We start from the raw sequence: 16724 nt of genomic DNA, 5'->3' as shown, positions 1-16724 counted from the left end.
AAGAAATATTAATCAAAACAATTATAAATAATGAAAAGAAAACTGATTTGTTTGTTACTGATGATATTTTCGGTAATAGGTTTTTCTCAAACTACTCAGCGAATTGAAGCAGAGAGTTTTAATGAAGCATCAGGTGCTAGAGCAGAATCTAACGGAAGTCTTTCAGGCGGAGGGAATGTAGGTTATATAAATAACGGTACATGGATTAAATTTAGTGATTTTGAATTAGGTGAATACGATAGCAGATTTGATATCGCTGCTTCTGGAACTGCAGGAGGAAATATAGAGTTTAGGTTAGATGCTGTTGATGGTTCTTTAATAGGTACTGCAGTAGTTACCGGAACTACCGATTGGAGTGATTATCAAACAGTATCAACAAATATTACTAAAACTATAGGGGTACACGATCTTTATTTAGTTTTTACCGGGGGGAGTGGATATTTGTTTAATGTAGATTATTTTGAAAAAATAACGAATGATCCTAACGCTGTAATTTATTCTTTAACTACAGGAGTAAATAATGAAACATTTGGTACAATTTCTTCAAATGCCTCTGGAACTGAGTTTGCTCAAGGAACAGAAATTACCTTGGTTGCTGAAGATTATTTTGGATATAACTTTGTTAGATGGGTTGACGATAACGGAACACAAGTTGCCACAAATAACCCTATCACATTTCAAATAAATGGAGATGTAACTTACATTGCAGAGTTCGAAGAAGTCAATACTTATACTTTGACCGTTAATACTGAAGGGGCTTATGGTTTAGGAGATTACCAAATAACACCAGCAGGTAAAGACGGTAACTTTTCTGAATATGAAGAAGGGACAGAAGTAACAATTACAGCCGTAGAAAACGATATTATTAAATTCAGTAATTGGTCAAATGGTTCTACAGCTTTAACAACATCAGCAATATTAAATCAAAATACGACCATTACGGGTGTGTATGCTAATGAGACATTTATTGCAGGATGGACTTTTAAAGACGATCGTTACGCTCATCCTAGAGTAGCAGAACTATACGCTAGTGTAGAAAATAAACCAGAATTGTTTGCTTATAATATTAATGATAATTCGTTAGCGGATAATGTAAGAACTAATAACAGAGCAGGAAAAACAGGTTTTAGTGTATGGAACACCAATAGAGGAGATTTTTTTTATTTTATGACCCATTTTTCAACTGTGGGGTATGATAACATTCAAATAACAGCAGGTTTGTTGTCTTATTATTACGGTTGTGATGAGTGGACATTTCAATATTCTTTAGATGGGACAAATTTTATAGATGTTTCTAGTGTAACCACTATTAACGGAAGTAGTTATACCAATGTTGGTGGAATGTTACCAACAGAAGCTGAAGGAAAAGAAAAAGTATATATACGATGGTATCCAAATATTAGTGGACCAAAACACGGAGATGCTGCAGATGTTACAGCAACCATGTTAGCAAGTGTATCTGTTAAAGCAGATGAAGTACATGTTGATGATAATATTGCTCCAGTATTACAAACTACTTTGCCTACTAACAACTCAACATCGGCTACAGCCAGTGGAAGTATTATTTTAACTTTTGATGAAAAAGTAAAACAAGGTAGTGGGGTTGCTACACTTAATAGTAAAGTTATTAGTCCAGAATTTATAAATAAAACTGTAAAGTTTAGTTATTATGGTTTAGATTATAATACCCAATACACTTTTAGTTTGCCAGCAGGTGCAATTACTGATCTTTCAGATAATCATGCAGAAGCCGTGAATATTACATTTACAACCATTGCAAAACCAATACCAGTAAAACGTAATTTTGATTTGATTGTAGATGCCAATGCAACAGAAACTCAACTAAATTCAGGAAGGTATGTAAAAACAGTTGCTGAGGCTTTTGAAGCAGCTCCTGCAGATGCAGCTACAAGATTTTTAGTTTTTATAACTAATGGAACATATAATTTTGGAGGAGATGGTACAGCACCACACAATAACTTATTAACACTTACAAAAAACAATGTATCGCTTATTGCTCAATCAAAAGGAGGTGTCGTGTTTGAAGGAAATCCTCCATTGGGTATAAAAAATGCAGTATTGTCTATCAAGGCAAATAATATGTATATGGAAAATATCACCATAGAACATATAGATGGAATTGTAAACTCAGGTCAAAAGCCAGCATTAAATGCCGAAGGAGATAGAAATGTTTACAATGGTGTAAGAATAAGAAGTAAACAAGATACTCAACTAACAGGAGGAAATAGAAGTTTTTATTATCAATCTACTATTGAAGGAGATGTAGATTTTATTTTTGGAGGAGGAACACATTGGTTTGAAGAATGTAATTTAAACGTTGTAAGTCCAGGATATATTGTAGCTCCTGCCCATGAAAATGAAACGTACGGATATGTATTTAACAATAATACCATTACCGCCAATACAGCCTATTATTTAGGAAGACCTTGGAAAAATGGTCCAAAAGCAGTGTATTTAAATACTGTTATGCAACAATTACCACATACCGAAGGATGGACCAATATGGGAACTTATCCAGAAATATTTGCAGAATACAACAGTGTGGATGGAAATGGAGTGTTGGTAAATACAGACCATAGAACCAATGTATTTACTGTAGATGGTGTTTCGAAAACAGGTAATTACAATCCGGTTTTGTCTAGTGAAGAAGCTGCGGAATATACAATTGAAAATGTTCTTGGAGGTACAGACAATTGGAATCCTTTACTGGTAGTAGAGCAAATTAAAGCTCCTGAAAATTTGGTTGCAGGAGAAAACAATACGTTAAGTTGGGACGACAATCCTTATGCAATTTGTTACTTAGTAAGTAGAAACGGAAAGGTAGTTGGAATTACTACAGAGACTAGTTTTGAAGATACTATGGCAAGTACAGGAACACACGAATACAAAGTGAAATCGGTTAATGAATATGGAGGTTTAAGCGCTGCTAGTACAGTAAATATGTCTACTGTTGGAGAAACTGTTACCGCTATGGTTAGCTATTTTAATGCTATTGATGGAGCAACATTAACCTTATCGCCTTCAGAATATATTCAAGGTAACATAACCACTTTACCAATACCTACATTAGAAGGATACACTTTTTATGGTTGGTCTACGTCTCAAACAGAACCTAATACCATTAAAGAAATTAATGCTTCTGTTACTGGCGATGTAAGTTTTTATGCATTTTGGGGAGTAAATGGAAACAATCAGCCAAATACAAATGCTATAGATTTTGATTACGAGTTTACAGCAGCAACAAATTCAAGTTGGGACAATCCTGCTAACTATAATCCTGCAGGGCAACCTTTAGCTGGAGAAAAGGTATCATGTAAAACTGAAATTGAAACAACAGGTAGTGATTTTGCAGCAGATTTAGTATTTGAAGAAGGAGGGAAGTTGAGATTAAGAGGGGCTCATGCAGCCACAGGAAATTTAATATTTCAAAACACCAATAGTATGTATTATTATACTAGTGGTGCGGGAATGTCTTTAGAGGCTTCTTTGGTTGTAAATGGAAATTTAAAATGCGAAATGATGTCTAGCATTGAAAATGAAACCATGATGACAGTGTCGGGTGCAATTTCTGGAAATGGAATTATTACTCCTATTAATAATGGTAGAGGAGAAGTTATTAATAAAGGGATTTTACTTTTACAAGGAGATAATAGTGAGTTTACTGGTACTTGGGATTTAACCCAGTTAAGTTCTCAATATCCAGATTTAGGTTATGTTACTCATTTAGAAGCTGCTTCTGAAAATGCTTTAGGAAGTGGAACTGTTAATATTGGTCATCAAAATAAATTGGTGATTAATCACCAAAGAGCGGCTGGAGAAAATTTAACGGTAAACACAGCCATTAGTTCAAAAATTATTTTAAAAACTATATTAAATGTACAATCGTTAACTATAAATGATGTAGATTTTGAAGAAGGAACTTATGATAAAAACACCCATCCTGAATTGTTTGAAGGAGATGGGAGTATTCAAGTAATTTCGGAATATAATGGAGGAGATGATGGGGTTAAAATACCCGCTTTCCCTGGAGCTGAAGGACATGGTAAATATGTAACAGGAGGACGTGGAGGTCGTGTAATCTATGTTACCAATTTAAATGATAATGGAACAGGTTCTTTACGTGATGCAATTAATCAATCAGGACCACGTATTGTAGTGTTTAAAGTTTCTGGTACTATAGCATTAGAAAGTGAACTAGCTATCACAAGCGATATTACTATTGCGGGGCAAACAGCTCCAGGAGGAGGTATTACTTTAAGAGATTACCCAGTTAAAGTTAGAGGTAATAATGTTATTATTCGTTACCTAAGATTTAGAATGGGAGATACTTATGATGTTGAAGATGATGCACTTGGTGGACGTTTTCAGGAAAATATAATTATTGATCATTGTTCTATGAGCTGGTCTACAGATGAATGTGTGTCGTTTTATGAAAATAAAAATTTCACTTTACAATGGTGTATTATTACCGAAAGTTTAACAAATTCGGTTCATGCAAAAGGAGCACATGGTTATGGAGGTATATGGGGAGGATTAAAAGCATCTTTCCATCATAATTTATTATCGCATCATTCTAGTAGAACACCTAGATTTGGAGAATATGGAGGAAGAACAATTCCTTTGGAAGGTTTGATAGATATGCGTAATAATGTAATGTATAATTGGAATGGTGAAGGTTGTTATGGAGGAGATGCCATGAACGTAAATATGGTAAATAATTATTACAAACCAGGACCTGCTACAGAAGATAAACGTAAAGAGCGTATTGTATCTACAGGAAGAAATATGGATGAAACCTCACCAATGTATGATATTTGGGGTAAGTTTTATATTGATGGAAATGTTGTGGTTGGTTCTGAACGAGCTACTAATGATAATTGGACATATGGTGTGTTTAATCAGTTTCATAGTAGTCAAGGAGATGTAACAGATGAGGATAAAAGTGAGTTAAGAATGGGTACACCTCATAATCCTGGAGAAATTACTACTCATAGTGCTTCTAAGGCTTATGAATTGGTTTTAGATTATGCAGGGGCAAACTTATATAGAGATGAGGTAGACTTAAGAGCAGTAAATGATACTCGATCAGGGGGGGCAACCATTATGGATGGAGGAAACGGTAGTACAAATGGGTTTATAGATACTCCTTCGGCAGGAGGTGGGTGGCCAGAATTGCCTACTGAAGAAGCTCCTTTAGATACTGATGAAGATGGAATACCTGATGCTTGGGAAATTACCAAGGGATTAAACCCAAATAATGCTATAGATGGAAATGTAAAAACCTTAGATGAAGGATATACAAATATTGAAGTATACCTTAATAGCATTGTAGCAAACACTACGGATGACCAAAATGGAAGTTTTGAAGTTTATGTAACTCCAGATACTTTTGAGCAAGAGTATCTATCGGCAGAAGATGGAACTAAGTTTGTAATGGCGGATGGTATTTATAATTTTGAAAAATTACCTATCTCTAATCACAGTTATAGATTTGTAGCAGATAACGATGCAAGTCCTGTATTGTCAGGAGGTTTTTACACAGAAAACGCTGAAGTGTATCGTGGAAATTTAACTTTTGATGGAGTCAATATCGAATTGATTTCAGAAACAACATTTATGGAGTTTAAAAATGGTTCCGGGCTCTCAAGTTTTGAATTTAAAAATGCGACTATTAATGGTGTTAAACAAAGTTTACTAAGTACAGAAGGGAATAGTGATTTTTTAATTTCAAAAATAGTGTTAGATAACTGTATTGTTAATGGAGAAACTATGAGCGGTCAAAGTTTTGTTCAGCCTAATGGTCATAAAGTGAGTTCTTTTATACTTAGAAATTCAACGATTTATGGTTTTTCTAATACCCAACATTTTGTTGAATTTCAAAATAACAATGTAGATGGAGAAACTCTTCAGTTAAAAATAGAAAGTAACACTATTTATAATTTTGGAAGTAAAGAAAATGATGCTTTTGTTTTAATAAATACACCATATAATGAATTATCTAATTATGTTTTTAAAGACAATATATTGTATAATACAGGAAGTGTTACAAATTTTTATTTGTTCAATCATTCTGATTTGAATGGCTTAGGAACAGCTCGTTTTACCAACAATTTAATAATTGGAGCCATGTTAACATCGGTAAGTGATGGAATAATTCTTGAAGAAATAAATACACTTAATTTAAGTAGCTTAGGCTTAGAGAATTTAAATTTTCCGAATCCAAATAAAGGAGATTTTAGTTTTAATCAAAACTCTGTTTTGGCATCGGCTTCTAGTACACAAAATATTTTGGGAGATCCTAGGTGGTTAAAACAAAATGCGGTAATATCTGCTGTTAACTATTACAATTCTATTGATGGAGCTGAAATTTTAGGTTTATCATTAGCAACTTATATGGAGGGAACTTCTTATGCATTACCAACTCCAATCTTAGAGGGCTATACTTTCTTTGGGTGGTCAACATCTAAAGTATCGGCAAATACTATTCAAGAAATAAATGCCAATACTACGGGAGGTTTAATTTTTTATGCTTATTGGGGAGAAAATGGAAGTAATACTTCGGATGATGGGATTCCGGTTAATTATAATGTCAGTTATTTAAACTTACCAAATCAAGTAATGAATCCTAATGAAAAAACAATTAAAGTAGGAGAGTCTTATTTATTGAAAGAAGCAAAAAGCCCAGGATATAGATTTCATGGATGGTTTACAGAGGCTAATTATATTAACGAAGTAACTATGTTGGATGAAAATCAAACACAAGATATTTCTTTATATGCAAGATGGAAGCGTTTAGGAGAATTTTACGCATATCCAACTCTAGCTTCAACGAAAGTAACTTTAAAATCTTCTGAGGTAGAAGATGACGTGGTAGTAGTGAATGTAGTAGGTAATGTTGTTAAAAAAATAAACACATCAGAGGAATTTACAGAAATCTCTGTAAGTAACTTTTCTCCAGGATGTTATTTTATAAAAAGTATTAAAACAGGAATGATTACAAGAATAATAGTAAAGTAAATACAATAATGTTTGAGGGATACTTCCCTCAGACTTATTGTTTGAAACAATTTAAACAAATTAGAAATTATGAAAAAAATTATCAATATATTTTTCTTGTTATGCTTATTTCTTGTGATATCGTGTAGCAATGATGAAAACGAGATAAATAGTAATAACAAAGGATATTTAACTATTGGAGACAAAACAGTAACACTTACTCAAGGTTATTTAGAGAATTATGAGGGTAGTAATGATAATGTTTATAATATAGATTTTACGGCTCGTTCTACTAATTTATATACTTCAGATACAGAAGCTATTGTTTATTTTGAGTTGTTTTCTTCTTTAGAAAAGAAACTCGAAAAAGGAGAGTATTTACTGGGGAATTATCAAGATAAAAATAGTTTTACATATACAAAATGGGGGCAATCATTGTTAGGAGAAGGCGTTAGTCCATTTAAGACAGGGGTCACTGTAAAAGAAGGAATTAGTATTAGACCAACCTCTGGGACTTTCACAGTCCATAATAATTCTACAGTATATCATGTAAGTTTTACAGGAAAAGGTACTGCTGAATATTATGTAAATAGTGAATTAAAAGAAGTTGTAGAGGATGTAAGTTTTAGTTTTGAATATCATGGTAGTGTAGTTCATTATGAGAATAAACAATTTAAGTCTAATGAAAATAGTAGCGGATTAAAAAAGTTTAGAAAGATAGCTTTGTAGAAGATAATCGATAAAAGATTAAATCCAGAGAATAATTTAAATTGTTTTCTGGATTTTTTTTGAAATTATTTTATTTATAATGATAAATTCTTTTTTAACATTGGTGATGAGAATGTGTTTTATCTTTAGTAGCTAAATAGTTAAAGAAAATTAAAACGTAGAACTCCTAATATTATTCATAATTTATATAAAATGAACCTTAATTTATATTGTAGACTTATAATGGTGGTTAAATTTGAAGTATAAAAATATGATTAATATGAAATTTACCAAATTATGCCTTTCAGTATTTTCTTTAACTATTTTGTTAAGCTCTACTACAGTAGTTGCTAATCAAAAAAAGAACGAGTTAAAACAAATTGTTCAAAAAGAATTTATTACTGTAAATACCTTAGCTGATTTTAAAAAATACATAAACAAAGATGATGTTTATGTAAAACTAGCTCCTGGAAATTATCAGGTTGATGAAGCTGATAATATTAGATTTATAAAAGTTACAGGTAGCAATTCTCATTACGATTTAACAGGTGCTAGGTTTATGGTTGATACCAGACTTTTTTATAGCAAGGAGTTAACCAAAAGTGATGATGGAAACAGCATGTATTGTGCTATAGAAATTTCTGGAAGCAATACCGTTTTTGAAGGTTTGTATATAGAAACTTATGGTGACCATTCTGGGAGACAAAGTAAAAACAAAATATTTAATGTAGTAGGAGAAAATATTATTCTTAAAAATGTTGAGGTTCGTACAGCAGGCTCTAATCCATGGGGATATGGTTATTTGTACGGATTAGGCGGTGGAGATGTAAGAAAAATGAATGGTATTCGTGTGGGATATCCGGCTAAAAATGTAACGCTTATTGGATGTAAAGTACATATGCGTGCCATGGGGCATGCCATCTTTTTACAAGGATCAGAAAATACATTGATACAAGATTGCCATGTAGATGGTTTGTTACGTACCACAGATGCTATTTTAGCAGAAACTTCAGGATATGGTTTTGATAGAGATTTTTATGCTAAAAAACCTAGGCATGCTCATAAAAAAGGATATGTAGAAGGAACTGTTATTGGTTTAGATGGTAAAATTTTACCAGGAGAAATTGTATCGTTAAGCGAAGATGGGATTAGATTGTATCCTGAGTACAACGGACATCCAACAATAAACACTACAATAAAAGCTTGTACTGTTTTTCAAATGAGAAGAGGGATTTGTGTAGGTTTAAATAGTTCAGGAGATAAAGTAATTGATTGTGAAGTAAGAGATTGTGTAACTACAGGTTATAATGTAGGAAATGAAGATGTTGTTATTAACAGTAGTGCCAATGCTAAGTATGGAGAAGCCTTTGGTGTGCCTTATACCAATGCAAAAAATGCTTCTGTAGATATTACTATTTTAGATAGTCGTAATGGAATGGCTAATGATATGTTAGCAAAGATTAATGGTACAGGTCATAACATTATCATCAAAACCAATAATGATGATTTTATTCCAGAAAGTATGGCTATTAAGTTTTCTGTTTGGGAAGGTTATGGAAATTACAATCCTAAAGCAACCATGCACGCAACGGATATCAAATTAGTGAACAATACCAATACTAAAGTTTTGCTTTATCCTAAAACCAAAGGTCTAGATATAGAGAGTAGAGGTAAAGTAACCAAGGTTAAATAACCTACAAAATATACAATATAAAAAAGCCAATAGATTTAATATCTATTGGCTTTTTTATTGTCTTTCTCGGTATGATTTTGTGAAGTAAGACAGTCGAAAAGAGAATTAAAATAATAAAGATTGACTTTGATAATTCTTTAAGGTTTCCCTGATCATATCATTTTACAAATAAGTATAAAAAAAGTCGAGGAATTTTCCTCGACTTTTTTTAGTTGCTGTAAATGTTATTTTTTACGTTTTTTCTGAGCTTCTTGTTGTGCTTGGGCTTGTTTCATAGCCTCATCTAAACGTTGCTTAAACTTACTAGTCTTTTTAGGCTTTTTTCTGTTTTCGTGAATTTTAGCCAATATTTTTTCTTCATCAATTACATAGTTTTTAATTACAAACATAATTGATAAGGTTAATAAGTTAGAGACAAAATAGTACAAACTCAATCCAGATGCATAGTTGTTAAAGAAGAACAACATCATAATAGGAGAGAAGTACATCATCATCTTCATCATTTTTTGCATATCAGGCATTCCTTCTTGAGCAGGTTGTTGCATACTCATTTGTTGTCCTTGATTCATTCTCATATAAAAGAAAATTGCAACCGATGCCAATACAGGGAACAAACTAAAGTGGTTTCCGTAAAAGCTTGATAAAACAGGAATATGAGTAGACCATTCAAAAACACTATCATAAGAAGATAAATCATCTGCCCATAAGAAAGGTTGTTGTCTTAAATCTATTTCTGATGGGAAAAATCTAAACAAAGCAAAGAAAACTGGCATTTGTAATAATGCAGGAATACAACCGGCCATCATGTTTACTCCAGATTTACGTTGTAAAGCCATAATTTCAGACTGACGTTTCATTTGGTTTTCTTTACCAGGAAATTTAGCATTGATAGCATCCATTTCTGGTTTTAAAACTTTCATTTTAGCACTAGAAACATATGATTTGTATACCAATGGAGACATCAATAAACGAACAACTAAAGTCATTAAAATAATAACCAATCCGTAATTACCAATAAAACCACTTAAGAAATGGAAAATAGGAATGAATACATTTCTGTTAATCCATCCAAAAATTCCCCAACCAAGGTTCATTACATTTTCAATTCCTTTATTGTAAGATGCTAAATTTTTGTGAATGTTTGGTCCAATATAAAGATTCATGTTATAGCTTAAAGCACCATTGGTTAATTTTAATGGAGCAGTAGTGCTAAAACTTTTAGTTACCAAAGAATCTACCAAAGCATTTTTTACTAATGATTCAGATTTTAATGTAGCCTTTTCAAAAGGAGTATTGGTTAATAATATAGTAGAGAAAAAGTGTTGTTTGTATCCAATCCAGTCTATGTTTTCTTCAGTTTCTTCATCTTCAGACCCTACAGATAAATCATCAAATTTTCCATCTTCTTTTTCGTAATGTAAAGCCGTCATTTGATTTTCGTACTTAATACTCTTCTCTTGACGTTTAGCTGTTAAATTCCACTCAAGGTTGATTTGATTGTTGCTATTGATGACATTTTCTAATCCTACAGATCTTACAGAAAAGTCAATCATATAATCATTAGGCTTTAACTCGTATCTATATTCTAAATATTGAGTGTTTGATACTTTTAATTTAAAAGAAGCTACTTGATTTTGACCATTTTTAGAAGTTGACGGTTCAAAAACTAAATTTTTGGTGTTGATTAATTTGTTGTCTTGTGTTCCAAATTGAATATTAAATTCAGCATTTTGATCTTTAATTAAGTATAAAGGATTTTTTTGATAATCATCATACTCTTTTAATCTTGCTTCAACAATTTGTCCACCTTTATTAGCAATCACAAGTTTTAAAATATCACTTTCTAAAGTAGTTGTACCTCCTTCTTTAGTTCCGCTAGCTACGGCATATGCAAAGTTTCCGTATTTTTTTACAGCTTCTGCTTGTAATAGTGAATCTGTAACAACTACATTAGAATTAGTGTTGTCTAACTCATTGTTTTGTACTATTTCAGTTTTGGTTGTTTCTTTTGCAGGCTCATTGTCTTTTTGAGTCATGGTATACCAAACTAACACTGCTCCAATTAATGCAAAACCAATTAATTGGCTAATGTCTAATTTCTTTTTTTCTTCCATTGTTTTTAAAAATAGAAGTCTGTCATTTTAATATAATGACAGACTTTATGGGTTATTTGTGTGATTTATTTTGATTCTAAATATTCTAAACTAGCGTTTACAAAGTCTTTAAATAAAGGATGAGGGTTTAAGACAGTACTTTTATATTCAGGATGATATTGTACTGCTACAAACCATGGGTGAGAAGGAATTTCTACCACTTCTACCAAACCAGTTTTAGGATTCAATCCAGTAGCTTTCATTCCAGCAGCTTCTATTTGTTCCTTATAGTCACTGTTAAATTCATATCTATGTCTGTGTCTTTCAGAAATATTTTCTTTTTCGTAAGCATGATATGCTTTAGAACCAACCTCTAGTTGACAGTCCCAAGCACCTAAACGCATGGTTCCTCCCATATCAGTTACTTCTTTTTGATCTTCCATTAAGTTGATTACCGGATGTTTTACGGTCTCGTCCATTTCGGTAGAGTTTGCTTTTTTAAGTCCTAAAACATTTCTTGCAAATTCAATAACAGCCATTTGCATTCCCAAACAAATACCCATAAAAGGAATGTTGTTTTCACGAGCAAAGCGAATGGTTTCTATTTTTCCTTCTGTACCACGGTTTCCAAAACCAGGAGCCACCATAATACCGCTTAAACCATGTAGTTTTCTAGCAATATTATCTTTGGTAATATCTTCAGAGTGAATCCATTCTACCTTTACTTTAATTCTTTGAGAAGAACCTGCATGAATAAAAGCTTCAGCAATTGATTTATAAGCATCTGGCAATTCAACATATTTACCAATTACTCCAATTTTTACTTTGTGTAATGGGTTTTTATGTTTTTCAACAAATTTATTCCATTCAATTAGCTTAGGCTCTTTAGTTCCATTCATGGCTAATTTTTTCATCACTACTCTGTCCAAACCTTCATGTAACATCATGTTTGGTACATCATAAATAGTTTCTGCATCAAGAGAAGATATTACATCTTCTTTTTGTACGTTACAAAACAATGCTAATTTACGTTTGATGTCTTCAGAAATAAAATGTTCTGATCTACAAACTAAAATATCAGGGTTTAAACCATTTTGCATCATCATTTTTACAGAATGTTGCGTAGGTTTTGTTTTTAATTCTCCTGCAGCAGCTAAGAAAGGAATTAAAGTAAGATGAACAACAACAGAATTGTGTTCTCCTAATTCCCATGTTAATTGACGAACAGATTCTACATATGGTAAAGATTCAATATCACCTACAGTACCACCAAGTTCTGTAATAACAACATCATAATCACCAGTTTCTCCTAAAATTTGGATACGTTCTTTAATTTCGTTGGTAATATGAGGAATTACCTGAACAGTTTTACCTAAAAACTCTCCTCTACGTTCTTTATCAATTACAGATTGATATACTCTACCTGTAGTAACATTGTTTGCTTGAGATGTTCTTACGTCTAAAAAACGTTCATAGTGACCAAGGTCTAAATCAGTTTCAGCACCATCATCAGTTACAAAACATTCACCGTGTTCATAAGGATTTAAAGTACCTGGATCTATATTAATATAAGGATCGAATTTTTGTATTGTAACAGTGTATCCTCTTTCTTGTAATAATTTAGCTAAAGAAGCAGCAATAATTCCTTTACCTAAAGATGAAGTAACACCACCGGTTACAAAAACATATTTCGTATTTGCCATTCGTATTTTGTTTGTGCAAAAGTACAAACTTCTGTATAAATAGGCATATATTTTTAGGGACTATATCTTAAGTAATTTAATATCTCTTTGGTAAGTTATTAAAGTTGTGATATTAACAAGATTTTAGAATGAAAAAAAAACTTTAATTTTAAATAAAAAACATTTGTAGTTCTTAAATAATCATTTATATTTGCACACGCTTTAGGAAACCCTATTAGTGTCCAGTTAAATAGCAATCAACAAACGACGTAAGATATAATACAATGAAAAGAACGTATCAACCATCGAATAGAAAAAGAAGAAACAAGCATGGTTTCAGAGAAAGAATGGCTTCAGCTAATGGACGTAAAGTCTTAGCTAGAAGAAGAGCTAAAGGTAGAGCAAGTGTAACTGTTTCTTCGTCTCCAAGACATAAGAAATAATGATACTTTCATTATAATATTTAGGTGTTACTTTTAAGTAACACCTTTTTTTTGAATTTTTTTTTTAGAATCCAGTTCAACCCAAAGATAATTCAGATTATTATCTTTGTCTCAAAATTAAATGTATGCCTAAAAATCCTAAAATTAAATCGGTCTTAATTATTGGTTCAGGTCCAATTGTAATTGGTCAAGCGTGTGAGTTTGATTATTCAGGGTCTCAATCTATCCGTTCATTAAAAGAAGAAGGAATTGAAGTAACTTTAATCAATTCAAACCCTGCAACAATTATGACAGACCCGTCATTAGCAGATAACGTTTACTTAAAGCCTTTAACAACAAACTCTATTAGAGAAATTTTAACGGCACATCCAAATATTGATGCAGTATTGCCAACAATGGGTGGTCAAACAGCTTTAAATTTGTGTATAGAAGCAGATGAAAAAGGAATTTGGGAGGATCATAATGTAGAAATGATTGGAGTTGATATTGATGCTATCAATATTACAGAAGATAGAGAGCAATTTAGAGAGTTGATGGGTAGAATTGGTGTTGGAATGGCTCCACAAGCTACTGCAACTTCATTTTTAGAAGGTAAAAAAATAGCTCAAGAATTTGGTTTTCCATTGTGTATTCGTTCATCGTTTACTTTAGGAGGAGCAGGAGCAGCTATTGTTTATGAAGAAGAAGATTTTGACGAGTTATTACGTAGAGGATTAGAAATATCTCCAATCCATGAGGTAATGATTGACAAAGCCATGATGGGATGGAAAGAATACGAATTAGAATTGTTACGTGATAAAAATGACAACGTAGTAATTGTGTGTTCTATTGAAAATATGGACCCGATGGGAATTCACACAGGAGATTCTATTACCGTAGCTCCTGCCATGACTTTAAGTGATTCTACTTTCCAAAAAATGCGTGATATGGCTATTCATATGATGCGTTCAATTGGAGACTTTGCAGGAGGATGTAATGTTCAGTTTGCAGTTTCTCCAGATGAAAGAGAAGAAATTATTGCCATTGAAATTAACCCTCGTGTATCTCGTTCATCAGCCTTAGCATCTAAAGCAACTGGATATCCAATTGCAAAAATAGCATCAAAATTGGCTTTAGGGTACAATTTAGATGAGTTGAACAACCAAATAACAGGAAATACCTCTGCTTTATTTGAGCCTACTTTAGATTACGTAATTGTTAAAATTCCACGTTGGAACTTTGATAAGTTTGAAGGATCTGACAGAACTTTAGGATTGCAAATGAAAGCAGTTGGTGAGGTAATGGGAATTGGACGTTCTTTTCAAGAAGCATTACACAAAGCCACTCAATCATTAGAAATTAAGCGTAATGGTTTAGGAGCCGATGGTAAAGAAGAAACAGACTACGATACTATTATTTCTAAATTAACCCATGCATCTTGGGATAGAGTATTTACTATATATGATGCTATTAAGGCAGGAATTTCTTTACGTAAGATTTATGATATCACAAAAATTGATATGTGGTACTTAAAGCAATACGAAGAGTTGTATACTTTAGAAAAAGAAATATCTACAAAAACTTTGGCAACCTTACCAAAAGAATTGTTGTTAGAAGCGAAGCAAAAAGGATATGGAGACAGACAAATAGCTCACATGTTAGGATGTTTAGAATCTGAAGTATATAACAAAAGAGATGAGTTAAGTATAAATAGAGTTTATAAGTTGGTAGATACATGTGCAGCTGAGTTTGAAGCTTCTACACCTTATTACTACTCAACTTTTGAAAACACTATGACTTTAGCAAATGGGCAACCATATGCACATAACGAGTCTGTAGTTACTGACAAGAAAAAAGTAGTAGTTTTAGGTTCTGGACCTAACAGAATTGGACAAGGAATTGAGTTTGATTACTGTTGTGTACACGGAGTATTAGCTGCTAAAGAAGCTGGTTATGAAACTATTATGATTAACTGTAATCCAGAAACGGTTTCTACTGATTTTGATACAGCAGATAAATTATATTTTGAGCCAGTATTCTGGGAGCATATTTATGATATCATCCGTCATGAAAAACCAGAAGGAGTAATTGTACAGTTAGGAGGTCAAACTGCATTAAAATTGGCTGAGAAATTAGAAGCTTATGGTGTTAAAATCATGGGAACTAGTTTTGAAGCATTAGATTTAGCTGAAGATAGAGGGCGTTTTTCTGAATTGTTAACAGATTTAGAGATTCCTTTCCCACAATTTGGAACTGCTACCAATGCTGATGAAGCTTTGGCTATAGCTGATAATTTAGATTTTCCAATCTTAGTTCGTCCATCTTATGTGTTAGGAGGTCAAGGAATGAAAATTGTAATTAACAAAGAAGAGTTAGAAAAACACGTTGTTTCTTTACTAAGAAGTATTCCTAACAATGTATTGTTGTTAGACCATTACTTAGATGGAGCTATAGAGGCAGAAGCAGATGCTATTTGTGATGCAGATGGAAATGTTTACATTATTGGTATCATGGAGCACATAGAACCTTGTGGAGTACACTCTGGAGATTCTAATGCAACGTTACCACCGTTTAACTTAGGAGAATTTGTAATACAACAAATTAAAGATCATACTAAGAAAATAGCAGTAGCATTAAAAACAGTAGGATTGATTAATATTCAGTTTGCTGTTAAGAATGATACAGTATATATTATTGAAGCCAACCCTAGAGCTTCTAGAACGGTACCGTTTATAGCAAAAGCATATGGAGAACCTTATGTAAATTATGCAACTAAAGTAATGTTAGGAGTAAATAAGGTAACTGACTTTAGTTTTAACCCACAGTTAAAAGGATTTGCTATTAAGCAGCCAGTATTCTCATTTAACAAGTTCCCAAATGTAGATAAAACATTAGGGCCTGAAATGAAATCTACAGGTGAATCTATTTTATTTATAGATAGTTTAAAAGACGATGCTTTTTATGAGTTATACTCTAGAAGAAAAATGTATTTGAATAAATAATATACATACTTTCCATAAAAAAAATGCTCTGAGTAATTTACTTAGAGCATTTTTTTTATGGAAAAACACAAAATATACACTATAAAATAGCATTAACATTTGTTATC

At 32.3% G+C, this 16724-nt stretch carries 7 protein-coding genes; 5 read left to right on the top strand and 2 right to left on the bottom strand.

What is annotated here, in order from left to right:
• Nucleotides 1-30 precede the first annotated feature (30 nt).
• From ACXGQT_RS06735 to ACXGQT_RS06725, 3 genes are all read left to right on the top strand, one after another.
• Entirely contained in the window at nucleotides 31-7038 is a 7008-nt protein-coding gene (locus ACXGQT_RS06735) for a pectinesterase family protein (protein WP_457830638.1), read from the top strand.
• A gap of 69 nt (nucleotides 7039-7107) precedes the next feature.
• Nucleotides 7108-7746, top strand: coding sequence for a hypothetical protein (locus ACXGQT_RS06730; protein ID WP_457830637.1), 639 nt, complete (start codon nucleotides 7108-7110; stop codon nucleotides 7744-7746).
• Nucleotides 7747-8005: 259 nt separating this feature from the next.
• Nucleotides 8006-9418, top strand: coding sequence for a hypothetical protein (locus ACXGQT_RS06725; protein ID WP_457830636.1), 1413 nt, complete (start codon nucleotides 8006-8008; stop codon nucleotides 9416-9418).
• Nucleotides 9419-9642: 224 nt separating this feature from the next.
• On the opposite strand, the gene yidC is transcribed toward ACXGQT_RS06725, so the two are convergent.
• Both yidC and ACXGQT_RS06715 read right to left on the bottom strand, forming a co-directional pair.
• Nucleotides 9643-11532 carry a membrane protein insertase YidC gene (gene yidC / locus ACXGQT_RS06720; protein ID WP_457830635.1) on the bottom strand — a complete coding sequence of 630 codons (1890 nt, stop codon included), beginning with the start codon at nucleotides 11530-11532 and terminating at the stop codon, nucleotides 9643-9645.
• A 65-nt stretch (nucleotides 11533-11597) separates the two neighbouring features.
• A complete protein-coding gene (locus ACXGQT_RS06715; RefSeq protein WP_457830634.1) occupies nucleotides 11598-13214 on the bottom strand; it encodes a CTP synthase in 1617 nt (538 codons plus the stop codon).
• A gap of 263 nt (nucleotides 13215-13477) precedes the next feature.
• Here ACXGQT_RS06715 and rpmH point away from each other — a divergent pair, with 263 nt between their 5' ends.
• Together rpmH and carB are read left to right on the top strand one after the other, a co-directional pair.
• A complete protein-coding gene (gene rpmH / locus ACXGQT_RS06710; protein WP_457830633.1) occupies nucleotides 13478-13636 on the top strand; it encodes a 50S ribosomal protein L34 in 159 nt (52 codons plus the stop codon).
• Nucleotides 13637-13761: 125 nt separating this feature from the next.
• Nucleotides 13762-16617 carry a carbamoyl-phosphate synthase large subunit gene (gene carB / locus ACXGQT_RS06705; RefSeq protein ID WP_457830632.1) on the top strand — a complete coding sequence of 952 codons (2856 nt, stop codon included), beginning with the start codon at nucleotides 13762-13764 and terminating at the stop codon, nucleotides 16615-16617.
• The last annotated feature ends 107 nt before the right edge of the window (nucleotides 16618-16724 follow it).

This window comes from Wenyingzhuangia sp. IMCC45467 (genome assembly GCF_054111205.1).
This window is presented reverse-complemented; position numbering and strand designations above follow the sequence as displayed.